This is a genomic window from Sphingomonas panacis, from assembly GCF_001717955.1.
GTDB lineage: Bacteria > Pseudomonadota > Alphaproteobacteria > Sphingomonadales > Sphingomonadaceae > Sphingomonas > Sphingomonas panacis.
Genome location: NZ_CP014168.1, coordinates 2,176,451 through 2,201,924, shown reverse-complemented (window position 1 = coordinate 2,201,924; position 25,474 = coordinate 2,176,451). Strand labels below are relative to the sequence as shown.

The window sequence follows — 25,474 nt, the reverse complement described above, 5'->3', positions numbered from 1 at the left end:
CGCGTTCACGCGTTCCGGCTCAGGCCGGACACATAGTTCGAAGGAGACCCGATGATGCCGCTGATCGCGCTGATGATCGCCGCGCAAGCCCTTGCTGGTGCGCCAGCCGCACCCGCCTGCCGCCCGGCGCAATTGCGCCTCTCGCTCGACGGCAAGGATGGTGACTTCAACGGCATGTCGCATGCCGGCACCGAAGTTTCGATTCGCAACACCGGCGCCGATTGCACCCTGCCCGCGCTGCCGACGATCCAGTTCCGCGATTCGCGTGGGCGCGTGCTGCCGGCGGCACGCCGCGCGCCGGCCGGCATGCACCCCGGCCCGGTGATGCTGCCGCTGCGTCTTGCCGGCGGCCACCGTGCGACCACCGATCTGCGCTGGGTGGCGGGGCCGGTATTCCCGCACAACCGCAGTGCGCGGGCGGCCAGCATCGTCGTGAAGATCGGCGCCGGCACAGTGCGCGTGCCGACGATGGCGGTGCTGTACGGCGAAACCGGTAAGAGCATCGGCTTCGAGCAAAGCCCGCTGCATGCCGAAGAGGGCATGGCAGCGGGCGAGCCGGCTTAGTTCGCGTTCTGCACGACAGGCGCGGGTGCCGTTGCCCCCGTCGGCAATGGCGCGGGAGCCGCGGCGCCCGCAGGCAACGGCGCGGGAACCGCACCACCCGGAGCGACACCCGCCGGCGGCGGGGGCGGCGGCGCGCGATCCGGGCCTTCGCCCGGGCCGGGACCGTGCGGGCCGGGGCCGCCAGGGCCGCCCGGTCCACGCCCGATTTCGACGACCTTGCCCGATGGGTCGATGAGGAACATCGGGTGCAGCGTGCCGCGATCGAAGCGGCCCTGCACGCTGACGATCGCACCCTTAGGGGCGAGCGATCCGTCCTCGACCGCAGGGCCGCCATCGATCAGCGCCTTGCCGGTGCCATCCTCGATGGTGAACTGATTGCCATAGGTCTCGGCGACGCGGCCTTTGACGGTGACGATGCCGCCGTCATCGCTGAGGCTCTTGATCGCGACCGCATGAGTCGGCGCCATCGCGATCGACGGCTGCATCGCGCGGCCAGCGACCGCGCCGCCGGCACCGCCCACGGCGAGCAGTGCGATCGCGGTGGCACCGAGGCCAAGCTTGCGGCGTGAGGGGAAAGTATCGGTCATGGGGTGCTCCATTCGTGGTTGATGCCTCCTTCTACAGCCGCCATGCCGACGCGGTCTGAACCGCGGCGTTCAGTTTCGGTTTAGGCCCGTGGCATAGCGGGGGCCGCGAAGGAGCGAGACGATGCGGGTATTGCTGGTCGAGGACGATGCCGCGCTGGCCGAGTCGATCGCGCGGGCGCTGCGCGCCGAATCGTTCGCCGTCGATGTCGCCGACAATGGCGAGGACGGCGGCCATCTCGGGTCGACCGAAGCCTATGACGTCGCCGTGCTCGATCTCGGCCTGCCGCGCCGCGACGGGCTGTCGGTGCTGGCCGAATGGCGCAGCGGCGGGCGCACGCTGCCGGTGCTGATCCTCACCGCGCGCGATGCCTGGTCGGACAAGGTGCTCGGTTTCAAGGCCGGCGCCGACGATTATCTCGTCAAGCCGTTCCGCGTGGAGGAACTGGTGATGCGGCTGCGTGCGCTGGTGCGCCGCGCCGCCGGCCATGCGGCAAGCGTGATCCAGTGCGGCCCGCTCAGCTTCGAGGCGCAGACCGGCCAGTTCCAGCTCGACGGCATGCCGCTCAAGCTGACCGCGTTCGAGTGGCGTGTGCTGTCGTGCCTGATGCTGCGCAAGGAAGCGGTGGTCGAGCGGCTCGACCTGCTCGAACGCGTCTATGAGGGCGACGCCGATGTCGATTCCAATTCGCTCGAAGTCATCATCGGCCGGTTGCGCCGCAAGATCGGCGCGTCGCTGATCGAGACGGTGCGCGGCCTCGGCTACCGGCTGACGGCTGGGCCGGCATGAGGCTGCTCCCGCGCTCGCTGTCGGGCCGGCTGCTCGCAACCGCCGCGGTGACGATCGCAATCGCGCTGGCGCTCGCCGCCGCCGCGATCGGCCATGTCCTTGAACGCTTCGTGATGAGCGGTCTCGACGACCGGCTCGACGCGCAGATCGCGGTCGTCGCGCGCGCGGTCGGGCCGGATGGGACGCTCGATGCCGCCAAAGCGATCGACCTGCCGCCGTTCGATCAGCCCGGTTCCGGCTGGGCGTGGGAGGTGATCGGCCCGGCCCGGACGCTGCGCTCGGCCTCGCTGCGAGGCGCGGACCTGCCGCTGCCGCGCGACGATGGTCCACCGTGGCCCCGCGAGCGCGTGCGCGAACGGCCGCATCCGCTCGAAGGCACCGACGCCTCGGGCCTGCGAATCCACTACCGGATCATGCGATTGCCGACGCTGCGCGGCGATGCGCTGGTGGTGGCAGCGGGGCCGCGCGCGATCGTCGATCGGCCGATCCGCGCGGCGATGCTGCCACTATTGCTGTCGGTGCTGCTGCTCGGCGGGTTCCTCGCGGTGGCGCTGGTCGTGCAGTTGCGGATCGGCCTGCGCCCGCTCGCCAAAGTGCGCGAGCGGGTCGCCGAGGTCCGCGCCGGCCGCGTCCGCCACATCACGGTTGAGGAGCCGACCGAATTGCTGCCGCTGGTCGCCGAACTCAACGCGCTGATCGACGCCAACGAAGCGGCGGTCGCGCGCGCGCGCGGCCACGTCGCCAACCTAGCACACGGACTGAAGACGCCGCTTGCAACGCTCAAGCTCGATCTCGCCGGGGGAGACGCGCGTTTGCGCGGGCAGGTCGAGCGGATGGAGCGCCAGATTCGCCACCACCTTGGCCGCGCCCGCGCCGCCGAACCCGGCGCGGCGGCCGCGCGGGTGCCATTACCGCCGCATCTGAACGACCTGATCGCGGCGATGGCGCGCATCCACGCCGATCGCGCCATCGTGCCGCTGGTCGATCTCGCGCCGGATCTGGAGGTGCGATGCGACTCGCAGGATCTCGACGAGATGCTCGGCAACCTGCTCGACAACGCCTGGCGACACGCTCGCACGCAAGTCCGCGTCAGCGCGCACGCCGCCGAGCGTGTCATGCGGATCGAAATCGCCGACGACGGCCCCGGCATGACGCCCGCGCAAATCGCCGAGATCACCCGTGGCCGTCGCCTCGACGAACGCGGCGAAGGCCACGGCTTCGGCCTCGCGATCAGCCGCGAACTGGCAGAATTGCACGGTGGCACGCTTGAGCTTGGCTCGAGCGCGGCGGCGGGGCTTACGGTCGTGCTGAGTCTGCCGGGTGGTTCGGCCTAGGCAGAACGCGCTCCCCTCCCGGAAAGCAGGGGAATCGCATTTGGCGATGAGAGGGCTATCCAAGTTTGATAGATTGGATTCTGTAGTCTCTCCTGGGTTGCCGGGGAGATTGGTATGCGCGGGTTCCGTGAGGTGTTCGATGTCGTGCCGGACCCACGACGTTCGAACAGCAGCCATGCTTTGCCGGATATCTTGCTGATCGCGTTCGCCGCGCTGCTGTGTGGGGCCGAGACATGCGTCGATATCGCCGAGTTCGGCGAGGCGAAGCGGGACTGTCTTGGCCAGTTCCTGAAGCTGGATCATGGAACGCCGAGCCACGACACGTTCAGCCGGGTCTTTCGCACGCTCGATCCGCCGTCGTTCGAGCGGGCGTTTCAGCGCTTCGTCAGTGCTTTTGCCGCAACGCTGGAGCGCCAGGGGATCGCCGGGCCAATCATTGCCATCGACGGCAAGTCGTTGCGGGGGGCCGTCGATAGCGCGCGCCGCACCATGCCTTTGCATCTGGTGAGCGCCTGGGCGGCCGATCATCGGCTGGTGCTGAGCCAGTGCCGCGCGCATAATCGCAGCGAAGTCACCGCGGCCCGCGAGATCATCGCCCTGCTCGACCTGACCGGCTGTACGGTTACCGCCGATGCGCTGCATGCCAGCCGCCGGACGGTCTCGGCGATACGGGCGCGCGGTGGCGACTATGCTCTGATCATCAAAGGCAATCGCGGACCGCTGCACGCCGCGATCCGGGATCTGCTCGCCGATCCCGACGCCGCACAGGCTGCCAGCACCAGCGAGACCGCGCATGGCAGATACGAAGAGCGGCGGGCATGGGTCGTCCCCGCGCCCGCCGACTGGGCCGATCGATATGGCTTCGAGGGTCTGGGCGCCATCGTGCGGATCGACAGTCTGCGCCGCGTCAAAGGCGAGGAGCAAACCGACACCCGCTATGCCATCCTCTCCCGCTTCCTGCCGCCGCGCGAGGCGCTTCGGGTGATCAGGGCACACTGGACGATCGAGAATCAGCAACACTGGCTGCTCGATGTCGCCTTCGGCGAAGATCGCATCCACACCCGATCCGATCACTGCGCCGAAAACCTCGCCCTCCTGCGAAGGCTCGCCCTCAACCTTCTCCAGCACGATCCAAGAAAGCTTTCCATCCGCGCCAAAATCAAACGCGCCGGATGGGATGACCACTACCTCGCAACCCTCCTCCGCCAAATGCGATAGCCCTGCTTCCAGGGAGGGGAGGAGATCGTTGCGCCCGCAGGCACCGCCGTGGCTCAATACGGAATGACACCCCCCACGGTCGGCGTGTCCTTGCCGCGCAGATGGTCGATCTCGGCCTTACGCCCGTTGAGGTAGAAATCGCGGCGTGCGCTATACGGGTCGTTGGTCGCGCGGAACGCCTTGAGCTGGTCGTCGAACTTGACGCGACGATCGAGCGTGACGCCGGTGCCGGTGGCGATGTTGTAATACGGGCTGGTGAACGGCGAGCCGATCAGCGTCGGCAGGATCAGCCGGTCGAGCGTGCCGCCGATCAGATCGCGCAGCGTCGTCGGCCCGGCCAGCGGCAGGAAGAAGAACGGCCCCGTTCCGATCCCGTAGAAGCCGAACGTATCGGCGAAGCCGTTGGGGCGGCGGCGCAGATGGAATGGTTTTCGCTTGGCGATGTCGAACAGCCCGGCGACGCCGACCGTCGAATTGATGACGAAGCGTCCGACCGTCTCGGTCGCCTTGCCGATCTTGTGCTGCAACACGAAGTTGATGAAGACCGCCGGCTCGCGCAGGTTCTTGATGAAATTGCCCAAGCCGTCGCGCATCGGCACCGGCACCACCGAATCGAACCCCATCGACACCGGCTCGACCACCGCCGCATCGAACTTCTGGGTCAGTTCGAAGCTCTTGGCGTTGAGCGCGACGAACGGATCGCCGGGCACGTTGCGGCGGGCGTTGACGACGATGTCTTCGGGTTCGGCCTCGTGTGGCACCGGTTTGACGGCGGGGTCTTTGGTGACGGGGTGTTTGGCGGCGGGCTCGGGAACCGGCTCTTGCGATGGTACGGCGGCTTGCAATGCCAGCGGGGCCATCGCGCCTGGGGCCGGCGTGTCCGCGCCGGGAGACCCCGGCGTCAGCATCAACGCGGCGATCGACAATGCAACGCTCATCCGGGTGTGTTCGCCATCGTCGCTCGCATCGTCGTGCCCCTGATCCTTGTCTTGTGCTTGTTGCCAAGACGCCACCGATTATCATGTCCACAGCTTGAGATCATGACAAATTATTCATCACGCCGACCTGTGGTTTGTTTCGGGTGCGGCGTCTCTCGTTCGGGGCATGGGTGGGCTGATCCACCGACGGGAGCGAGTGGGACCAATGTATCAAAGTTTCGGAAGCGACGAAAAGGCGTCGATGGTTCGGATCGGCACTGCGCGGGGGCGCAATTGCGCGTGGAGCGTCGTGCTACCTTTCTTCAACGAGGCGGAGCATCTCGCCGATACGATTGCCGGTCTGGCCAGCCAGAGCGCGCCGTTCGAGCTGATTCTGGTCGATAACGGCAGCACCGACGGCAGCGCGGAGATCGCGAGCGCCGCCGCGCGCCGGTTCGGTCTCGACTGGCGGTTGCTGGTGCAGCGGCGGCCGGGCAAGGTCTCGGCGCTGGCGATGGGGCTTGCCGCGGTCGGGACGCGGTGGGTCGCCACCTGCGACGCCGATACCTGGTATCCGCCGCACTATCTCGAAGCCGCCGGCGCGTTGCTCGCGCGCGATGGCTGCGTCGCGGCGGGCGCCTATTACGTCCGCACCGATCAGCCGGTCGAAAAGGCCGAGCGCGCCGCGCGGAAGATCCTGCTCGCCTCCCGCCTGCTGCCCGGCCAGTGCCACACCGGCGGCGCCGGTCAGGTGTTTGACACCGCCGCGCTCCGCCTCGCCGGCGGCTTCGATCCCGCGCGCTGGAATCTGGTGCTGGAGGATCACGAGATCATCCACCAGATGCTCAAACAGGGCCGCGTCGCGTATGCGGAGACTTTGTGGTGCGCGCCCTCCCCGCGCGAGCGCAAGCGCCCCTCGACACGCTGGACGCTGCTCGAGCGCATCGCTTATCATCTGTTGTCCGACAGCGTGGGAGACTGGTTCTTCACCGGCTTCCTCGGCCCCCGCCTCGCCCGCCGCCGGCTGACCAGCGAACGCCTGCGCGAGACGCCGACGCCGGTCTGGCAACCCCAGCAGCTCGCGGCCTGACGCGGTGCAGGCCGGGCACGCCATGACCTTTGACGGCGCGGGCACGCACGATGCCCGTCTCTGGTCTTGCCCGGCCCCGCAAAGCGGGCCAAACACCGCCACCTTGTTTGTCGAGGGATACCGGCCCGTTACCACGCACCCGTCCGGACTCATGCAGATCTACCAGGAGTCGCGTGGCGAGCTGCTGCGTTTCCTGACGGCACGTGTCGGCGACCGCGCCGAGGCGGAAGATCTGCTTCACGACCTTTGGCTGCGTATCCAGAGCGCGGACGCCGGGCCGATCGCCAATGGCCGGTCATATCTCTACCGGGCCGCGCAGAATCTGGTGCTTGACCGGGCGCGGGCGCGCCAACGCCGGTTAGTCCGCGAAACGGCATGGTCGGGCCACGGCGACGACCATGCCGAACCGGCCGATCCGCGCGCCGACATCGAGGCGCTGATCGCCGCGCGCGAGGATGCCGCAGCGCTCGCCGCCGCGATGGCGAAGCTGCCCGAGAAGGCCGGGCAGGTGTTCCGCCTGCACAAGATCGACGGACTGCCGCACGCCGAAATCGCGGCGCGGCTCGGCATCAGCCGGAGCGGCGTGGAAAAACATATCGCAACCGCCATGACGCATCTGCGCAGGGCGCTCGACGGGGGCACCGCATGACCGACGCGATCACGGAGGCCGCCGCGCGCTGGCACGCCGCGCAAGATGACGACACGATGGATTGGGACGGCTTCACGGAATGGCTGGAAGAAAGTCCGGCGCACCGGGACGCCTATGACGCCGTCGCTCTCCTCGACGATCGGATCGATCGCGCGATCCCGGCGCTGCGCGACCTGCTGCCCGAGGCGCAGCCCGTCGGCCCACGCCGGCACCTCCGCGTTGTCGGCTGGAGCGCGGCTGCGGCTGCGCTGTTGGTCGGCGCGATCGGTTTCAGTACATGGCAGACTACGCAACCCGGCACCGCGGAGATCGCGCTGTACCGCGCTCCGGCCGGGCAGACCCGCGCGGTCGCGCTCGCCAGCGGCTCGCGCGCGACGCTCGCCCCCGGCGCGACGCTGCGCGTCTCGAATGGCGCGCAGGTCGCGCTGGAGGGCAAAGGCTATTTCGAGATCCGGCACGATCCTGCGCACCCGTTCACGGTGACGGCCGGGGCGTACCAAATCCGCGACATCGGCACCCGCTTCGAAGTGGTGTCGGACGCGGGCATGCTGCGCGTCGCGGTCGCGGAAGGGACCGTGGGGGTAACCTCCCGTACCGCGAACGGCGAGGTCGTGGTCGGGGCCGGCAAGACGCTTACCGCGTTCGCCGCCGATCAGCTCGCCGAAGTGCGCACCACCTCGCCCGCGCCGATGGCCGCGTGGCGGGGTGGACACTTCAGCTATGACAACGAACCTTTGGGGTTGGTGGCGGCCGACATATCCCGCTATGCGGGCGCTCCGGTGCTGATCGACGGCGTCCTGGCGCGGCGGCGATTCTCCGGGATCATCGCGCCGGGGTCGCGGGCGGTCATGGTCCGTAATCTGGAGCAATTGACGGGTCTCGATGGCACGACCGAAGGCGACGCGATCCGTCTTGGCGACCGCACTGGCGGTTAGCGGCATGGTCTGCGCGCACGGCGCAGCCGCGCGCGAGGCACGCTACCGGGTCACCGTGGCACGCGGCGATCTCGCCGCCGGGCTGGAAACGCTGGGCGCACAGACCGGCATGTCGTTCGGCTGGGACGGCGCGTTGCCGCGCACGTCCGCCGCCGCTGTCGCCGGACAGATGACCGCGCGCGCCGCGCTCGACCGGCTGTTGCGCGGTACCGGCCTCCACGCGGTTCGCGCCGGACCGACCACGTTCCGGCTCGTCCGGACCGGCCCCGGCGGTGCGCCGCGCACCGACATCCCCGAGACGATGCCCGACGTGATCGTCACCGCGCGCAAACAGCCCGAGGCCTTGTCGACCGTCGCCGCGCCGGTCGCGACCTGGGTGCCGGGCGCGGACCCGGCCGAGTCGAGCAAAGATACGCACGGCGTCGCGGCAAGCGTCGAGGGCATGGTCGTCACGCATGCCGGCACCGGCCACGACCGCGCCTTCATGCGCGGCATCGCCGACAGCCCGTTCAACGGCTTCAGCCAGGCGACCGTCAGCGTCCAGCTCAACGACGCGCGCATCACCTACGACGCCGCCGAACCGGGGCTGAGCCTGATCGACATCGCCCGCGTCGAGGTGTTGAAGGGGCCGCAGGGGCCGCTCTACGGCACCGGGTCGCTCGGTGGGGTATACCGCATCGTCACCAATCCGCCGGTGCTCGGCTCGGTGGCGGGGTCGGCGGGGGCGGCCTTCACCGCGATCCAGCACGGCGGCGTCGGCGCGTCTTCCGAAGCGACCTTCAACCTGCCGGTGATCGATGACCGTGCCGCGATCCGGCTGGTCGGCTATGCCTCGGTCATGCCCGGCTGGGTGAATGTGGCGGGGGCGGCGCGCGGCACCAACCGCAGCGAAACCTATGGCGGCCGCGTGTCGCTGCGCATCGTGCCCGTGTCCGGCTGGATGATCGACGTCGTCGCGACCCAGCAGGCGACGGGCGCGCGCGACAGCGCCTATGTCGATCTGAACGACAAGGACCTCACCCGCCACGTCGCCTTCCTTGAGCCGCGCGACGGGCGCGTGCGCGTGGTGGAGGGCAAGATCGCCGGACAGATCGGCGCGGCGCAACTCGTGCTCGTCACCGGCTATACGCGGCAGGACCAAGGCGAGACCTATGACGCCTCGGCATCGGCGGTGGCGTTGGGCCTGCCGCGCGGATCTCTGGCTAACTATCAGGACACCCGCGCCTACAGCGTGTTCGATCAGGAGGTGCGGCTCTCCGCACCGCCGGGACAGATTTTCAACTGGGTGGTCGGCGCGTCCTATCTTTCGGCGACCACCGCCGCCGATGGCGAACTGTCGCAGCCGGGGCGGCCGCTACGCCCGATCTTCGCGCTGTCGCGCCAGGCGACCGAGATTGCGTTGTTCGCCGACACCTCCTTTCCGCTGTTCGATCGGCTGCGCGCGTCGCTGGGCGCGCGCGCCTTCCGCGCCACCACCGAGGACAGCCGGCGCGAGCGGCGCAAGCTTCAGGCTGACGCCAAAGCGACGTTCGGCCTCACCCCCAGCGCATCGCTGGCCTATAGTTTCGCACGCAACCAGCTCGTGTTCCTGCGCTTCGGTTCGGCGTTCCGGTCGGGCGGGCTCGATTCGACCAACACCGTCACGGGGCGCTACGCCGCCGACAAGGTTCGCACCCTCGAACTCGGCGGGCGGCTGCGCGTCGGTGACCGGCTCTCGGTCGAGGCCGATCTGTTCCGTTCGGTGTGGACTCACCTCCAGTCGGATTATCTCGAGGCGAACGGGCTCACCGCCACGCACAATGTCGGCGACGCGGTGATTCCGGGGGCGGAACTCGCGGTGGAATGGCGGGCCATGTCCGCGTGGCACATCAAAGGCGGTGCGACCTGGCAACGCCCCCGTCTCGATCGCGCGATGAACGGCAAGCATCTCATCAAGGACGCGCGGCTGCCGGTGGTGCCAGATCTGTCGGCGCGGCTCGAGATACGGCGCGACTTCACCGCCGGCGCGTGGCGAATCTCGCCGTATGCGGCGGCGAACTACACCGGCGCATCGCGGCTGAGCTTCGATGCCGGGCTCGACCGTCACATGCCGGGCTATGGCCTTGTCCGCACCGGGGTCGCCGCCGTCTCGGACGCGCTGACGGTGCGGCTCGACATCGACAATATGTTCGACGCGCGCGCTGACACCTTCGCGTTCGGCAATCCGTTCTCGGTGCGGACCACGCCGCAATTCACCCCGGCGCGCCCACGCGCCATCACCGTCTCGGTGTCGCACCACTTTTAGCGACGTCGCCGTGCCGCTATCGTGGGGTCGATACCGCACGCTTCACCACATAGGAAAACCGGAATGACCAAGCCGATGGTTGGGCGCGACACCAAAGTGTGCATGTCGCTGGCGGCGCGGCCGGGCACGTTCGGATCGCGCTTCCAGAACCGCCTCTACGAAATGCTCGGGCTGGATTTCGTCTACAAGGCGTTCACCACCACCGATCTGCCCGCTGCCGTCGGCGGCATCCGTGCACTCGGGATACGCGGCTCGGCGATCTCGATGCCGTTCAAGGAAGCGGTGATCCCGCTGCTCGACGGCCTCGAAGCCTCCGCCGCGGCGATCGACAGCGTCAACACGATCGTCAACGATGACGGCCGGCTGACCGGCTACAACACCGATTATAGTGCCGTGCGGACTCTGCTGGAGGAAAGTGGTCTGGAAGCCGACACGCGGTTCCTGCTGCGCGGATCGGGCGGGATGGCGAAGGCGGTCGCCGCCGCCTTGCGCGATGCCGGTTTCACCACCGGCACGATCGTCGCGCGCAATACAGCCGCCGGGCGCGCGCTCGCCGAGACCTATGGCTTCGCGTGGCGCGCCGAGATCGGCGACGAGGGCGCGCCGCTGCTCGTCAACGTCACCCCGCTCGGGATGGCGGGCGCCGATGCCGACGCCCTCGCCTTTCCACCGGCGATGATCTCGGCCTGCACCGCCGCGTTCGACGTGGTCGCGCTGCCGGCGGAGACGCCCTTCCTCAAGGCCGCAGCGGCGGCGGGCAAGCAGCGCATCACCGGCACCGACGTCGCCAAGCTTCAGGCACTCGAACAGTTCGTGCTCTACACCGGCGTCACGCCCGCGCCGGATCAGGTCGAGGCCGCCGCAGCTTTCGCGCGTGGTGAAACCGACTGAGCCTCAGATCACCCCGGTGCCGCCGTTCGCGCCGAACACGCTGCCCGAGGTGAAGCTGGTGCCGCTCTCCGCCAGCGTGACGTAGAGCGACGCGAGTTCGGCGGGCTGGCCGGCGCGGCCGAGCGGCGTGTCTTGCCCGAACTCGCCCATCTTGCCCGGCAACTGCCCACCGGCGACCTGAAGCGGCGTCCACACTGGCCCCGGCGCGACCGCGTTGACGCGGATGCCCTTGGGGCCGAGTTGCTTGGCCAGCCCCTTGGTAAAGACCATGATCGCGCCCTTGGTGGTCGCATAATCGAGCAGTTCCTCGCCCGGATCGACCGAATTGACCGAGGCGGTGTTGATGAAGCACGCGCCCGGCTTCATCAGCGGCACCGCCGCCTTGGTGATGTGGAACATCGCATAGACGTTAGTCTTCATCGTGCGGTCGAACTGCTCGGGCGTGATCTCGGCGATCGACGCCTTGGATTGCTGATAGGCGGCGTTGTTGACGACGATGTCGAGCCCGCCCAGCGCCTTCGCCGCCTTGCCCGGCAGTCCGTCGCAGAACGCCGCGTCGGTGAGGTCGCCGGGGATCAGCACCACCTTGCGGCCTTCGCCGCGCAGCAGCTTGGCGACATCCTGCGCATCCGGCTCCTCGGTCGGATAATAATTGATCGCGACATCGGCGCCTTCGCGCGCAAAGGCGATCACCGCCGCGCGGCCGATGCCGGAATCCCCGCCCGTCACCAGCGCCTTGCGCCCGGCGAGCCGCCCGCTGCCGCGATAGCTCGCCTCGCCGCAATCGGGCACCGGCTTCATGTCGCGCTGGAGCGCCGGCCACGCCTGCTTCTGCTCGGGGAACGGCTCGCTGCGGAACTTGGTCTTGGGGTCGGGCGCGGTGCGGCCGGCTTGCGCGAGTGCGGGCGCGGCGGCAAGTCCGGCGCCGGCTGCAGCCGCCCCTTTTAGCATCGCGCGGCGGGTGGTCTCGTCGGTCATGGAAGGCCTCGTCATGTCAGTGGACAAAGGCCGCGATGCGGTGTCGGCGGTTCCGCCGGCTCGCTCGAAAGCCTGTGTCCTCAACACTTTGCGACCGGCCGCGTTCCGCAAAACCTGATTGATCTGGATTGACTTCGGACGTGTCCAGACCGCGCTACCGCGCGACGATCATGCTCTCGACAGCCAGCCGTCCGCCGAACCGGGCGCGCACCCGGTCCCCCACGGCGACGGGATGGACACCGGTAACCGCGCCGGTCGAAATCCATTGCCCCGCCTCAACCGGGATACCGCGCGCCGCGAGCAGCTCGAACAGGAACCGCGCCGCGCCGAACGGGCCGTCGAGCATCGTCGCGGTCGTCGCGCTGCCGATCAGCGCGTCGTTGATCCACAGCTCCACCGGCAATGCGTCGAGATCCACGTCGCGCCAATCCTCGATCGCCGCGCCCACGATAAGCCCGTTGTTGTTGCCGAAATCGGACACGGTGACGGTCGGGCCGTGATCGTTGATGCCCGGAAACGGCGAACTCGCGATTTCGATGCCGACATGCACCGCGTCGATCAGCGCGGTCGCCTCCTCGGTCGTGTAGCGTGTCTTGCCCGGGTCGGGCGCGGTGCCGATGCGGAGCAGGAACTCGGCTTCGGCGGCGCCGAACCCTTGCGCGAAGATCGGCATGGCGAGGTTGTCGCTCGCCGGCACGACATGGTCGGCGAAGATCGGGCCGGCGAGCCGATCGACTCCGTCGAACGGCGGGCTGATCTTGCCGACCTTCCATCCCGCGATCCGCGCATCCGACAGCGCGATCGCGCGGTCCTGCACCGCATAAGCCTGCGCCAGCGAGTCCGGAAAGCGGCCGGGGAACTCCGGCAGGGCCACGCCGGCGCGGCGCGCATCCGTGAACGATCGCGCGATCCGCTCTGCATTGTTCTCCGGCGTCACCGCATCCCTTTCTCGATCGTACAGGACGGCGATATGTATTGGAAACCGGTGTCAATGACAAGCATTGCGCGGACACTGGTTCACGCTGCCACCAGCGACTATGCAGGCGGGATGGAGAAGACCGGCCAGCCCACCATCAACGATGTCGCGCGGATCGCCGGCGTGTCGAAAAAGACCGTCAGCCGCGTCATCAACCGCTCCCCCCTGCTCAACGAGGATACCCGCAAGCGCGTCGAGGAGGTGATCGGCGACCTCGGCTACATCCCCAACCCGCAGGCGCGCGCGCTGGCGCTGGGACGCAATTTCCTGATCGGCCTCCTCCACGACAACCCCAACGCGCAGACCGTGATGAACGTGCAGCAGGGTATGCTCGAAGCCTTGTACGATACCGAGTTCGAGATGATCGTGCGCCCGCTCGACCGTGGCTCGCTGACCATGCTCGAGGATCTGCGCCATTTCCTCGAACGCCAGCGGCTGTTCGGCGTGTTGCTGATGCCGCCGATCAGCGAGAATGACGCGATCGCCAAATTATGTGCCGATATCGGCTGCCGCTATGTGCGGATGGGGTCGGCCGAACTCGACAGCAACGAGCATATGGTCGCCTCGAACGATCGCGAAGCGGTGCGTGACGCGACTCGCTATCTGATCGATCTGGGGCACCGGCGCATCGGGCTGGTGTCCGGCCCGCACGGCTTTCGCTCGGCGCGTGAACGCCGGCTCGGCTTCGAGGATGCGCTGCGCGACGCCGGTATCGCGCTCCCGCGCAGCATGATCGCGGACGGCGACTATCGTTTCGAATCCGGGCTGGTCGCCGCCGACCGGCTGCTCGATGTCGTGCCGCGCCCGACCGCGATCTTCTCGTGCAACGACGAGATGGCGGCGGGCGTCATCCACGCCGCCTGCCAGCGCGGCCTCACCGTGCCGCGCGACCTTTCGGTGATCGGGTTCGACGATACGCCGATCGCCGCGCATATGTGGCCACCGCTGACGACGGTGCGCTGGCCGATTGCGACGATGGCGCGCTCGGCGGCGCTCAAGCTGATCGCGGGCGTGACCGCGCACGAAGCCGATGCGGCGGTGAGCGAACCGTCGCTGTTCCGCTCGACCCTGATCCGCCGCGCCTCGGTCTCGGCACCCGCAGCGGAGTGACACGGCGGACACTATGCCGGCGGCTACGGTTGCACTCGTCTGGTATCGCCGCGCCGATTATGCGCGTGATGGCGGAGGCGCGCACTGGCCGGCCAAGCCATCGCCCGTCAACGGATCAGCGCAACTCGTCCTTCTTGCGGCTGACGAGGCGCACCGCGATCGACACGCTCGCGAGGATCGCCGGGTAGAGCCATTTCCCGCGAATTGAATCCCACAGACCGCCAGGCTTGCGCCGCAATGCCTGCGGCCGCTTCGACGCGGCCCGCGTATCGGCAGACTGGCCGAGACCCGGCAGCCGGACGACCGGCGACCCGGCCTGAGACATGGAGCCTTTGCGCGACTTCGCCATCCGATACCACCGATCCCTGAAAACGCCCGTTACGCCGGAGCGCCCATATGCCACGGATCGGAGGAGATCGACACCTTTCCGACGTTATTCCGGCACCGCATAGAACGCGCGATACCAGTCGGCGAAGCGCTTCAGCCCATCCTCCAGCATCACCTGCGGATGATAGCCGGTCAACGCATGCAGCTTGGACACGTCGGCATAGGTCGCGGTCACGTCGCCGGGCTGCATCGGCCGCATGATCTTCCGCGCGGTCTGGCCGAGCGCGGCCTCAAGCGCTTCGATCATCTCCATCAGCCCGACCGGGCGGCTGTCACCGATGTTCAAGATGCGGTGCCCGTCCGTGGCCGGCGGATGATCGAGCGCGCCGATGATGCCGTCGACGACGTCGTCGATATAGGTGAAGTCTCGCGCCATCTTGCCCTCGCCATACACCTCGATGGCATCGCCCTTGAGGATCTTCTGCGTGAAGCCGAAATAGGCCATGTCGGGCCGGCCCCACGGGCCATAGACGGTGAAGAAGCGCAACCCCGTCTGCGGAAAGCCGTAGAGCCTGGCATAGCTCTGGCTCATCAATTCGCACGCGCGCTTGGTGGCGGCGTAGAGCGAGACCGGATCGATCGCCGGCTCGTCCTCGGTGAAGCCCGCCCCGCCCATCGGCTTGTCGCCATAGACCGACGAGGATGAGGCATAGACGAGATGCTCGAAATCGGGCGCGTGCCGGCTCGCCTCGAGCAGCGACAGATGCCCGGCGAGGTTCGAGCGTTCGTAGGCGAACGGGTTCTCGATGCTGTAGCGAACCCCCGCCTGCGCGGCGAGGTGGACGATCCGCTTCACCGCGTTGTCGCGCACCAGCGCGGCGATCGCGGCGGCATCGGCGATGTCGAGCTTGTGGAAGCTGAAGGTTTCCACCCCCTCGAACGTCGCCAGCCGCGCCGCTTTCAACGCCGGATCATAATAATCGTTGACGATATCGACGCCGATCACGCGCTCGCCGCGGGCGAGCAAGGCATGTGCGGTGGCGTGACCGATGAAGCCGGCGGCGCCGGTGACGAGCACTGGATCGGTACGGCTCACCGGCCCACCCCCGTGTAGGCGAAGCCTGCTGCCTCGACCATGTCGCGCGGATAGATGTTGCGCAGATCGACCAGGATCGGCTGCGACAACAGCCCCTTCACCCGCTCCAGATCGAGCGCGCGGAACGCATCCCATTCGGTGACGATGACGAGCGCATCGGCCCCCTCCATCGTCTCATAGGCATTGCCGCAATAGTCCACTTCGCTCAGCACCCGTTTCGCCTGTTCCATCCCCTCGGGATCATAGGCGCGTACCGTCGCGCCGGCATCCTGCAAGGTCTGGATAACCGAGATGGCGGGCGAATCGCGCATGTCGTCGGTATTGGGCTTGAAGGTGAGGCCGAGCACCGCGACCGTCTTGCCGCGCACGTCGCCCCCCATCGCCGCGATCACCTTGCGCCCCATCGCGCGCTTGCGGTTGTCGTTGACGGCAACCACCGCCTCGACGATCCGCTGCGGCGCGTCGTAATCCTGGCTGGTCTTGAGCAAGGCCAAAGTATCCTTCGGGAAGCACGAACCGCCATAGCCCGGCCCGGCATGGAGGAACTTCGCGCCGATCCGGTTGTCGAGACCGATGCCGCGCGCGACCTCCTGCACGTCGGCGCCGGCCTTCTCGCACAGATCGGCGATCTCGTTGATGAAGGTGATCTTCACTGCGAGGAAGGCATTCGCGGCATATTTGGTCAGCTCGGCGCCACGCCGGCTCATCTCCACGATCGGCGAGCGGTTGAGATACAGCGGGCGATACACCTGCCGCATCACCTCCAGCGCGCGCGGATCGTCACCGCCGATCACGATCCGGTCGGGCCGCTTGAAATCGTCGATCGCGGCGCCTTCGCGCAGGAACTCGGGGTTGGAGACGACCGCGAAATCGGCGTCGGGATTGGCTTCGCGCACGATCCGCTCGACTTCGTCGCCCGTGCCGACCGGCACGGTCGATTTGTCGACGATGACGGTGAAGCCGGTGATCGCCTGCGCGATCTCGACGGCGGCGGCATAGACATAGGACAGATCGGCATGGCCATCGCCACGCCGCGACGGCGTGCCGACCGCGATGAACACCGCGTCGGCGCCGCTCACGCCCGCCGCGATATCGGTGGTGAACGACAGCCGCCCGGCCGCGACGTTGCTGGCGACGAGCTGGTCGAGCCCCGGCTCGAAGATCGGGATTCGCCCCGCTTCGAGCGCAGCGATCTTCGCCGCGTCCTTGTCGACGCACACCACGTCATGCCCGAAATCGGCGAAACAGGCTCCCGATACCAGGCCGACATAGCCTGAACCGATCATCGTGACCTTCATGGAATAACCCCCGGTTGCGTGTGCGATATGCAGAAAAGGTTACGGATTTGGCGCGGTGTCGGTCGCATCACGAGCCGAACGCACGGGTGACGGAGAACGTCACCGCATCCGCGACATAGGGAAAGGCGACCTTGGTGGAATCGCGCTGGGCATGGTCGTAGGTGAGGCTCAGCGTGAATTTGGAGCCGGTGACATAGGAAAGCCCCGCGCTGGCCCGCGTCGTCACTTCGTTGCGATCGAGCGCGAGCGGCGCCGGCGCCTGCACGTCGTAGCGGAAGCGCCGGCTCCCCCGGCTCAGGGCGAGGTTGAAATTGACCCGGCCGAACAAAGTCTCGCTCGCGCTGATGCCGTAGCTCGTCACCTGCACGCCGTTGGAGAACACCCGGCTCTCGGTCGAAAAACCACGGCGGAAGCTCGGCGTGATGACGAGGCCCGGCAGCGGCGACCAGACCAGGGCGATATCGGCCTGGATGCCACGACCGTCCTTGTCGAGCACCGAGCGATCGTCATGCCAGGTATAGCCGAAGCTGCCGCGCAGACTGGTGATGCCGGTGAGCTGATAGTCGATGTACGAGACCACCGACCGTTCCCGGAAATCGCTGCGATAGGGCGCCAGCCCGGTGCCGGTCTGGATCTGCGTGGTGGCGAGCCCGTGCGCGCGTTGTTCCGCATATTCGAGCGTGACGCTGTTGCCGGTCGGCGAGAAATAGCCGAACCCGCCCGAAAAGCGGACGATGCGGGTGCCGTTCGCCTCAAGCTCGCGGCTGCCGATCGTCGAGCGCTGATAGCCACCGCGCCCGACCGCACGGAAATTGCCGAGCAGATTGCGCGAGGCGACGATATTCACATCGGCGGTCGAGCGCAGCGTCTTGTGGGTGATGAACGCATCGTCGAACACCACGGGCTCGTGCAGATAGGATGCTGTCGCATCGACCTGGCCCTGCCCGGTCTTGTACGTCGCCGACGCGCTGCCGGCGTAATTCAGCGCGTTGAAGCGCGGGTTGTAGGCGTGGATGCGCTGCCCGGCGGTGCCCTTGAGGTTGACCGCGACCACGCCGATCCGCGTCGCCACCCCGCCGCGCACGACGAGATAGGTGACGACTTCCTCGCCGCTGTTGGGCAGGGTTTTTCGCAAGCCCGAGGGGACGCGATACAGGTTGTCGTCATATCGGATCGACACGGTCGCGGCGAGATCGTGGCTTTGCGCCCGTGCTGCCGATGGCAGCGCCGCCAGCGCGAGGCCGGCGAGCAGCGCGCTCCCGGCACACGGCATCACGCCATTCGCCGGCGTCGGCATTCCCTCTCTCCCCTTCATGCGGAAACCCCGCCGAGCAGTTCCGGGAAACTGTCCCGCGCGCACTTCGCCCAGGTGAAGCCGCTCGCCCGGCCGCGCGCCGCCGCACCGCGATCCGCCCGCAACGTCGCGTCGCCCGCGTAGATCGCGATTCTCGCGGCGAAGCTCTCGATGTCGCCATCCGCGACGAGCGATCCGGTATCGCCCAGCACTTCGGGAATGCCGCCGGTCGCAGCGGCGATCGAGGGGCAGCCCTGCGCCGCCGCTTCGAGCAAAACGAGTCCGAACCCCTCGATCTTGCCCGGCAGCGCGCGCGCGAACAGCAGATGCGCGGCCGAACGGCGATAGACGCGCTTGATGTCGTCGATCGACAGCCGCCCAGGCATCACGATCCGCACGCCGACATCGCGCGCCGCGTCGCCGATCGCGCGCGCATAGCCCTCGTCCTCGGCGCGGCCGATCACGACATAGACCGGGTCGGCCATGCCGTGCCGGTCGCGCGCCAGCGCGAGCGCGGCGAGCGTCTCGACATGCCCCTTGCGCGGTTCGAGCCGGCCGACGCTGCAAAACAGCGGCGCGTGCTGCGGCAGAGCGGCCAGCGCCGCGTCGTCGAACGCGCCACGCGCTGGCGGATCGAACCAGTCGCGCCCAACGCCGAGATAGGCGATCGCCTCGCGTCGCGGCCGGCCGAGCTGCGCGCGGAAAATGTCGCGCGTCGCGCGCGAATTATAGGCGACCAGTTCGGCGCCGAGATAGGCGTTGCGCACGCTTGCGAGCTTCACGCCACCGCTGCGGAACTTGCTCGCCTCGCTGCCGTGAACCATCACGCGGTAGCGGCGACGGTGCAGCGGTTGCAGCAGCCGCACCAGCAACAGGCTGCGGATATCGGCGGCGAGCACGATCGCCCCGGCCGGCAGGCGCCGCAGGATCGCGAGCAGCGCCGGCACCGCGCGCGGCGGGATGGCATGGTGGCGCAGGATGCAATGATGTTCGACATCCTCAGGCAGCGCCGTCGCGGCGCCCTCATATGCCGGTGCGATCACGACGACGCGGCATCCGGCAGCGGCGAGCGCGCGTGCGAGTTCGACCGAATAGGTGCCGATCCCGCCCGAGAACGGTGCATATTCGCAGGTGATGATGGCGACGGTTCGCCCGGAGCGCTGCAACATCACGCCGCCCCCAGCGCGGCTTGCCGCGCGCGACCGCCGCTACCGAGCAACCGCAACGCCAGCGCGGGAAACAGCGTCGCGGCGAGCAAAGATTGCCACGCGCGGCGGTTGCTCGGATCGAGCCGCACCGCCAGCCGCAACAGCCGCACCGCCCCGGCGCGGTCGCCCAACAGGAAGCGCTGGTTGCCGAGCTTGCGCGCCCGCTCGGCCAGCCGGCGCGGGACGAGCGGCAGCAAAGCCGGTTCGTCCGCCGCCGCCTTCAAGGCGACGAACGCGTGATGCGCCATCAGATCATTGCGCCCGCCGGTGATGCTGCTGCCGCGCTGCCGCTTGTAGAGCAAAGGCGCATCGACCAGCGCGAACCGGGTGACGCGCGCGAGCCGGAGGTAGAAATCGGTATCCTCGAACACGCGCACCGCCGCGTCGAACCCGCCCGCCGCGTCATAGGCGGTGCGGCGCAGCATGGTGGTGGACGGGATGATCGGCGGATCGTTCAGGAAATAGGCGTGTGATAGTCGCGCGGCGCCGGTGATGTCGAGCACGCCGGCGCGGCGCGCGGCGGCGAGGTTCTGATTGGGGAACACGCAGAAATCGGCATAGACCAGCCCGATTGCGGCATCGCCGGCCAGCACCGGCAGTTGCCGTTCGAGCTTGTCGGGCGTCCACAGATCGTCGCCGTCGAGGATCGCCAGCACCGGCTCATCGGTCTCGGCGATCGCGTTGCGCCGCTGCCCCGGCAGGCCCACGCCGCCCGGGCCGTACAGCACGCGAATTCGCGCATCCCAGCCTTCGATCTCGCGCAGCACCGCCAGCGTTTCGGCGTCCGATCCGTCATCGGCGATCACGATCGCGGTGATCCACTCGGCCCGGCTTTGGTCGAGTACGCTGCGCACCGCCGCGCCAATATACGGCCCTTCATTATAACAGGTCATGATCACCGCGACGCCGGGCGGCGCGGCAGGCTCCGGCATCGGCCGGGCGTCTGGCTGGGTCATGGTCATCGCTCAGGCGACCGGCGCTTCGACCGGCCGCGTCGCCGTGATCGGGGTGGGTCGGGCGAACCGCTCGAACAGCCGCTGCCCCGGCAGCTCGATCCAGCGGTAGCTCAGCATCGCCAGCCCGATCACCGCCCCGGCATAGGCAAAAGCCAGCAGATCCATCGTCCCCGGCGGCCCGAAGTCCATCAGCATACCGCCGCCGACATTCCGGTACAGCGGCACATGCAGCACGCCCTGCGCCGCCCGCACGACCCCACCGAGCACCGACAGCAGCACGAAATGCAGCAGATACATCGAATAGGAGATTTTCCCGAGCAGCGCCCAGGGTTGCCCGGCCAGCACACGCGACACCGCCCCGCCGTCGAACGCGAACACCAGCACCACCAGCGCGAACACGAGGATCGACGCGACGCCTTCGAGCGGCGCGAACCAGTACAGCCCCGCGATCAGGACGACCGCCGCCACCTCGATCGCGGTTGCATACGGGAGCCGCCCGCCGCGCAGGCGCTGGAAGATGCGGTACACGACGTGCCCCGCGAAGAAACCGCAGATACAGCTCGCCAGCCCCTTGAACTGCGTTTCGTGCCAGTCCGGGTGGTACAGCTCGAGCGCGACCAGCGCGGCGCCCGCCATCGCCACCAGCAGCATCGCCGGCACGAGCGTCCGGCCGCGAAACGTCACGGCAACCGCACCGAACAACAGACAGGTGTAGAATTCGACGCTGATCGACCAGCTCGGCCCGTTCCAGCTATAGTCGGGCAACGGGATGATCGCCTGCAGCAAAAAGACGTTGGCGATCAACGAACCAATGCCGTTCGCGCCGTGGAACGGCGGCTCGCCGCTTGGCAGGCCGACCCGCACCAGTGCCCATTTGACCAGTTCGAGCGCCACCAGCACGCCGAGCGTCACGATATGCAGCGGATACAGCCGCCCGATCCGCCGCACGACGAACCGGCGAACCTCTCCGCCGCCAGCCAGCCGCGCACCGTACGCATGCGTGATGACGAACCCCGACAGCACGAAGAAGAACGGCACCGACAGCCCGCCATGCCGCACCGGCGGGAAGGCATGGAACGCGCCATTGGCCGACAAATGGAAGAACAGCACGAGCAGCGCCGCCACCCCGCGCCAGGCATCGAGCGCATGGAACCTCATGCGCCCCGCTCCTCGATCAACCTACTCCGCACGGGCAGCGATGCCCTCGCCTGCGGATCAGGTGGCACGCTGGCGATCGCCGCCAGCGTGCGTTCGGCGATCGCGTCGATCCCGATATTGTCCTGCGCGAAGCCGCGCGCGGCGAGCGACATCTCACGCCGCCTCGCCGGGCTGAGCGCGAGCGCCCGGCGCATCGCCTCCGCGAACGCATCCGGTGTCGCCGCATCGACGATGAAGCCATTCCCCCCGTGCGCCACGACCTCCGCGACGCCGCTCGCCCGGAACACGATCGGGATGACACCAGCCGACATCGCTTCCAGCAGCGCATTCGACTGCCCCTCGCGCTGCGACGCGCACACGAAGAAGTCGCTCGCCTGCAACTCGGGATAGACATCGGCGACGAAGCCCGCGAACGTCACCGGCGATCCAGCGGGTTCGCGCGGCGCAAGCCGGTCTTTCTCCGGGCCGTCACCGACCAGTCGCAAGCGCAGCGTTACGCCCGCCGCCGCCAGCGCCGTCGCCGCCTGATACAGCACATCGACGTTCTTGTCGGGGTGAAGCCGCGCGGCGTAGATGAAGCCCAGCCCATCGCGCTTGGCCATCGCCCGGTGCAGGTCGTCGAGCGGCGGCAAGGCGACGCCGTTGGGGAATTCCGCGATCCGTGCCGGCGCGACCCCCAGCGTGCGCAATTCGGTCGCGATCTGCTTGCTGTTGGCGACGAAGACATCGACACGCCACCGCAGCAACCGTTCGACCAGCCGTCCGTACAGGAACTTCTTACCGCGCAACGCCGCGAACTCGGACGCCTCGCCGCCGCCGCCGAGCTTCACCAGCAGCGGCGATGCGTTGCGCCACGCCGCCAGCGCCGGCCCCAGCGCATGCAGCCGCGCGTGGAACACATAGACCGGCACGCCGCGCCATTCCGGGCCGCGCAACCGCCACGGCACCCAAAGGCTCCACGCCAGAAAGGACAGGATGTTGCGGCCACCGAGGTTGGGCCAGGCCGCCACGCGTTTGCGGACGATCCGCCCGAAGCCGGTCCACTCCTCCAGCGGCACGTCGCGCGACAGCGTCGGCGCGACCAACGTCACCGTCACACCCCTGCGCCCCAGCGCCTCGGCGAGAATGCGCGCCTGCCGCTCCGCGCCACCATAACTGTCGGGGAAATAGGTCGCCACCGCGAGGACCAGGGATCGATCAGCCATCGTAGCAGCCGATCGCGTGCCGGGCCGGACGCGCGCCATCGCCTTCGCTGTTGTCGTGAATCTTGCGCATCGCCGCCCCCTCAGACGAACTCAGGACCAGTTATTTGTAGACTCGCAGATCATCGAAGGAGACCGACTGCGGCAGCGTCCTGACACTATCCTGAGGATTGATGGATAGGGTCATGTTGACGTAAAACGGTCGCGTGAAATAGTCGGCGTCCGCCGCAATCCGCGCGACTTCCTTGCGGTCCATGTACACGACCAACGCCGGCTTCCCGTCGAGCGTCGCGATCCCGCGCAGATCGACGCCGTAGATGTGCCAGCCGAAATCGGCGATCGCATCCATGCCGGTGTAATCGGATCGCTTGATATGGCCGTCCGGCTCCTGTGGTCCCCAGCGGTGGATCGAGTGATGATGACCGCGCTTGTCGCCCGCGCCGAAATATTCGATCGCATCGACCTCGAGATGGCCGCGCTGGCGGGGATCGTCGGGCGTGAGCAGCCAGAAACTCGCCCAGGTGCCGCGCGCATTCGGAAACCGCGCGCGCACCTCGAAATAGCAGCCGACGCAGGTGAAGCCGTTGGTGCCCGGCACGATCTGCGCACCCTGATAGGCTTGATTGGCATTGGTCGACTGGACGGTGCCGCTGTGGATTCCGTCCGAACTCTGGTAGGCACGCAGCGTCAGGATTCCGCCATTGCTCGCATACGCGGCGCCACCCGGCGGATCGAATTTCTCCAGCCCGACGTCGGCATGTTGCTTCGCCCACAGGATCGGCCCGTTCAGCGCGCGCGCGGTACTGAACTGATCTTCGAAGATCAGCTTCGCTCTGCCGAACACGAGCCCGCTGCCGCGCAGCACCTCGCTCCAGCCGTTGTCGGCGGACGCGGCGCCCGGCCACAGACCGAGAACCGGCGCGAGCAGCAGCGCGACCAGCGACGATCTGGCACGGCCGATCGGCCCGCGAATGTCCAATGCCTTCATCACTCGAACCCCTGTCACCGTGGCCTTTGCCAATCGGCATCCTCTCCCGAACCTCGGCGTCGCCATGCGGCCTCAGGCCCAGCGGTAGACCTCTTGCTCGCCACGCGTCGCATGGCGCGCGGCCAGCCGCGCCGACACACGCGGCAACGCCAACGTCTCGCGATAGGCCTGGTCGAGTTGCGCGAACATCGACGCGAACGTCCAGCCGTCGACCGGCGCGCGCGAGGCCGCATGAGTCATCCGCGCGAGCCGCATGTCGTCTCGCACCAGATTGGCTGCCTCACGCGCGACCGATTCGGCGTCGGTACGCCGCACGACGATGCCGTTGACGCCACTCTCGATGATCTCCTCGATACCGCGCAACGGACTGACCACCGCTGGCTTGCCGCCCGCCAGGCTCTGCACGATCGTGCGCGGCAGGCCTTCGCGAAGCGACGCGAGCGAGCAGACATCGGCGAGCGCGACGAGCCGTTCGGGGTCCGAGCGATGCCCGAGCAACTTCACCCGGTCACCGACATCGAGCGCCGCCACCAACGCGGCGAGCCGGTCGCGCTCGGGTCCGTCGCCCGCGATCAGCAGCCGGATGTCCTCCCCGCGCTGCGTCACCTTGGCGAAACCGGTGATGAACTCGGCCTGCCGCTTGCGCACCTCGAGCACCGCCATCATCAGGATCGTGCGTGGCTTGGCGGCGTCAGGTCCGACCCCGATCAGGCCCCGCCAGTCTTCGGGCCACGCGGCGTTCTGGTATCGGTCGATATCCATTCCCGAGCGCACCACCGAATGCAGCCGATTGCCGCCGAGCCGCGCGAGCGCATAGGCGTCGCGCGTGCCGTGGCTGACGTGGATGAAATGGTCGGTCATCGGCGCAGCGATATGTTCCGCCGCGAGGTAGACCGCTTTTTCCGCCAGCCCGACATTGCTGAACGGCAGGATGTGGACGCCGTGAACGATCGCCGGCACCCTGGCGTTGCTTGCCGCGAGCCGGCCGACGATCCCCGCCTTGCTGGTATGGGTATGCACGACATCGGCCTGGATTTCCCCGAACAGGACCGACAACCGGCGATACGCGGCGATATCGCTCTGCGCGGACACCTCGCGAACCATCTCGTCGACGAGATGCACCCGAACCGGCGTGCCGCGCCCCGCATATTCCTCCACATCCGAGGACCGCCCGCAAAACAGATGCACGACATGCCCGGATTGCGCCTGATGGACGCACGATGCCCAGGTGTTCTCCTCCGCGCCGCCCGATCGATTCATCCGTGTCTGAACATGCGCGATGACCAGCGGCTGCTCGAAGCGAACCGACCTTGCGACATTCTCCCGCGCTCGCTGCATCATGACGATTTCCCCAATTTCGCGCACCATCGCTTGCAATCGCTATGAAGCGGATCGCATTTCGGTTCTGCCACTGAATTTTCGTAAGTATCACGATCACTAACGACGCGATCTTGAACCTATTTTTACGGTTTCCGCGTTTTCGCGTCAATGATCTGCGTTGTACTTACACGTATGACTTAGCCATTTTGGACGCATCGACTTCCGCCTATACTCAAAGATAAAGCCGATGATGGCGGGGCGCCAATGCGACAGCGTCGGTTCCGTGCCTATGCCCGCGCGCGATCAC

Annotated in this window: 24 protein-coding genes; 10 read left to right on the top strand and 14 right to left on the bottom strand. The window is 67.9% G+C overall.

Annotated elements, in window-relative coordinates; all coding sequences use genetic code 11:
* The first annotated feature begins 51 nt into the window (after positions 1–51).
* Complete coding sequence (locus J0A91_RS09990) at positions 52–564, top strand: DUF4232 domain-containing protein (protein ID WP_069204799.1); 513 nt, start codon at positions 52–54, stop codon at positions 562–564.
* Here the strand turns inward: J0A91_RS09990 and J0A91_RS09985 are convergent.
* A complete protein-coding gene (locus tag J0A91_RS09985) occupies positions 561–1,151 on the bottom strand; it encodes a hypothetical protein (protein ID WP_069204798.1) in 591 nt (196 codons plus the stop codon). The two genes, J0A91_RS09990 and J0A91_RS09985, sit on opposite strands and share 4 nt — an antisense overlap.
* Before the next feature lie 121 nt (positions 1,152–1,272).
* Between J0A91_RS09985 and J0A91_RS09980 the strand changes: the two genes are divergently transcribed.
* From J0A91_RS09980 to J0A91_RS09970, 3 genes are all read left to right on the top strand, one after another.
* The gene (locus J0A91_RS09980; protein ID WP_069204797.1) at positions 1,273–1,938 is read left to right on the top strand and encodes a response regulator; all 666 of its coding nucleotides are present in this window, start codon (positions 1,273–1,275) and stop codon (positions 1,936–1,938) included.
* Positions 1,935–3,272: a sensor histidine kinase gene (locus tag J0A91_RS09975; RefSeq protein WP_069204796.1), complete on the top strand. Its 1,338-nt coding sequence runs from the start codon at positions 1,935–1,937 to the stop codon at positions 3,270–3,272. The genes J0A91_RS09980 and J0A91_RS09975 overlap by 4 nt, the downstream gene beginning before the upstream one ends.
* 114 nt (positions 3,273–3,386) lie before the next feature.
* Positions 3,387–4,490, top strand: coding sequence for an ISAs1 family transposase (locus J0A91_RS09970; protein ID WP_069203655.1), 1,104 nt, complete (start codon positions 3,387–3,389; stop codon positions 4,488–4,490).
* 53 nt (positions 4,491–4,543) lie between these two features.
* Here the strand turns inward: J0A91_RS09970 and J0A91_RS09965 are convergent, their stop codons facing one another.
* On the bottom strand, positions 4,544–5,503 hold the full coding sequence (locus J0A91_RS09965; RefSeq protein WP_150126881.1) for an MlaA family lipoprotein: 960 nt from the start codon (positions 5,501–5,503) through the stop codon (positions 4,544–4,546).
* 166 nt (positions 5,504–5,669) lie between these two features.
* Between J0A91_RS09965 and J0A91_RS09960 the strand changes: the two genes are divergently transcribed.
* From J0A91_RS09960 to J0A91_RS09940, 5 genes are all read left to right on the top strand, one after another.
* Positions 5,670–6,497: a glycosyltransferase family 2 protein gene (locus J0A91_RS09960; protein WP_069207197.1), complete on the top strand. Its 828-nt coding sequence runs from the start codon at positions 5,670–5,672 to the stop codon at positions 6,495–6,497.
* A 22-nt stretch (positions 6,498–6,519) separates the two neighbouring features.
* On the top strand, positions 6,520–7,146 hold the full coding sequence (locus J0A91_RS09955) for an RNA polymerase sigma factor (protein WP_240502250.1): 627 nt from the start codon (positions 6,520–6,522) through the stop codon (positions 7,144–7,146).
* On the top strand, positions 7,143–8,081 hold the full coding sequence (locus tag J0A91_RS09950) for a FecR family protein (RefSeq protein ID WP_069204794.1): 939 nt from the start codon (positions 7,143–7,145) through the stop codon (positions 8,079–8,081). Before J0A91_RS09955 ends, J0A91_RS09950 begins: the two co-directional genes overlap by 4 nt.
* Positions 8,059–10,365, top strand: a complete 2,307-nt coding sequence (locus tag J0A91_RS09945; RefSeq protein WP_083224605.1) for a TonB-dependent receptor — start codon at positions 8,059–8,061, stop codon at positions 10,363–10,365. The genes J0A91_RS09950 and J0A91_RS09945 overlap by 23 nt, the downstream gene beginning before the upstream one ends.
* A gap of 63 nt (positions 10,366–10,428) precedes the next feature.
* The gene (locus J0A91_RS09940) at positions 10,429–11,256 is read left to right on the top strand and encodes a shikimate 5-dehydrogenase (protein WP_069204792.1); all 828 of its coding nucleotides are present in this window, start codon (positions 10,429–10,431) and stop codon (positions 11,254–11,256) included.
* A gap of 3 nt (positions 11,257–11,259) precedes the next feature.
* Here J0A91_RS09940 and J0A91_RS09935 read toward each other — a convergent pair whose 3' ends face one another.
* Both J0A91_RS09935 and J0A91_RS09930 read right to left on the bottom strand, forming a co-directional pair.
* The gene (locus tag J0A91_RS09935; protein ID WP_069204791.1) at positions 11,260–12,234 is read right to left on the bottom strand and encodes an SDR family oxidoreductase; all 975 of its coding nucleotides are present in this window, start codon (positions 12,232–12,234) and stop codon (positions 11,260–11,262) included.
* Between the two features lie 154 nt (positions 12,235–12,388).
* Positions 12,389–13,171 carry a 2-keto-4-pentenoate hydratase gene (locus tag J0A91_RS09930; protein ID WP_069204790.1) on the bottom strand — a complete coding sequence of 261 codons (783 nt, stop codon included), beginning with the start codon at positions 13,169–13,171 and terminating at the stop codon, positions 12,389–12,391.
* 111 nt (positions 13,172–13,282) lie between these two features.
* On the opposite strand from J0A91_RS09930, the gene J0A91_RS09925 reads away from it, so the two are divergent.
* Positions 13,283–14,320 carry a LacI family DNA-binding transcriptional regulator gene (locus J0A91_RS09925; RefSeq protein WP_069204789.1) on the top strand — a complete coding sequence of 346 codons (1,038 nt, stop codon included), beginning with the start codon at positions 13,283–13,285 and terminating at the stop codon, positions 14,318–14,320.
* A 115-nt stretch (positions 14,321–14,435) separates the two neighbouring features.
* On the opposite strand, the gene J0A91_RS09920 is transcribed toward J0A91_RS09925, so the two are convergent.
* The 10 genes from J0A91_RS09920 to J0A91_RS09875 all read right to left on the bottom strand — a co-directional run bounded on the left by J0A91_RS09920 (position 14,436) and on the right by J0A91_RS09875 (position 25,188).
* Entirely contained in the window at positions 14,436–14,645 is a 210-nt protein-coding gene (locus J0A91_RS09920) for a hypothetical protein (RefSeq protein WP_169833117.1), read from the bottom strand.
* A gap of 108 nt (positions 14,646–14,753) precedes the next feature.
* Entirely contained in the window at positions 14,754–15,743 is a 990-nt protein-coding gene (locus J0A91_RS09915) for an SDR family NAD(P)-dependent oxidoreductase (protein WP_069204787.1), read from the bottom strand.
* Positions 15,740–17,041, bottom strand: coding sequence for a UDP-glucose dehydrogenase family protein (locus tag J0A91_RS09910; RefSeq protein WP_069204786.1), 1,302 nt, complete (start codon positions 17,039–17,041; stop codon positions 15,740–15,742). Before J0A91_RS09910 ends, J0A91_RS09915 begins: the two co-directional genes overlap by 4 nt.
* 67 nt (positions 17,042–17,108) lie before the next feature.
* Positions 17,109–18,338 carry an outer membrane beta-barrel protein gene (locus J0A91_RS09905; protein ID WP_069204785.1) on the bottom strand — a complete coding sequence of 410 codons (1,230 nt, stop codon included), beginning with the start codon at positions 18,336–18,338 and terminating at the stop codon, positions 17,109–17,111.
* A gap of 14 nt (positions 18,339–18,352) precedes the next feature.
* The gene (locus J0A91_RS09900; protein ID WP_069204784.1) at positions 18,353–19,504 is read right to left on the bottom strand and encodes a glycosyltransferase family 4 protein; all 1,152 of its coding nucleotides are present in this window, start codon (positions 19,502–19,504) and stop codon (positions 18,353–18,355) included.
* Positions 19,504–20,499 carry a glycosyltransferase family 2 protein gene (locus J0A91_RS09895; RefSeq protein WP_169833116.1) on the bottom strand — a complete coding sequence of 332 codons (996 nt, stop codon included), beginning with the start codon at positions 20,497–20,499 and terminating at the stop codon, positions 19,504–19,506. Before J0A91_RS09895 ends, J0A91_RS09900 begins: the two co-directional genes overlap by 1 nt.
* A 9-nt stretch (positions 20,500–20,508) precedes the next feature.
* Complete coding sequence (locus J0A91_RS09890; RefSeq protein ID WP_069204782.1) at positions 20,509–21,657, bottom strand: acyltransferase family protein; 1,149 nt, start codon at positions 21,655–21,657, stop codon at positions 20,509–20,511.
* On the bottom strand, positions 21,654–22,862 hold the full coding sequence (locus J0A91_RS09885; protein ID WP_169833115.1) for a glycosyltransferase family 4 protein: 1,209 nt from the start codon (positions 22,860–22,862) through the stop codon (positions 21,654–21,656). The genes J0A91_RS09890 and J0A91_RS09885 overlap by 4 nt, the downstream gene beginning before the upstream one ends.
* A gap of 100 nt (positions 22,863–22,962) precedes the next feature.
* Positions 22,963–23,847 (bottom strand): glycoside hydrolase family 16 protein, encoded by an 885-nt coding sequence (locus J0A91_RS09880; protein WP_069204780.1) that lies wholly within the window; start codon positions 23,845–23,847, stop codon positions 22,963–22,965.
* 72 nt (positions 23,848–23,919) lie between these two features.
* Positions 23,920–25,188: a glycosyltransferase gene (locus J0A91_RS09875; RefSeq protein WP_169833114.1), complete on the bottom strand. Its 1,269-nt coding sequence runs from the start codon at positions 25,186–25,188 to the stop codon at positions 23,920–23,922.
* Positions 25,189–25,474 lie beyond the last annotated feature (286 nt).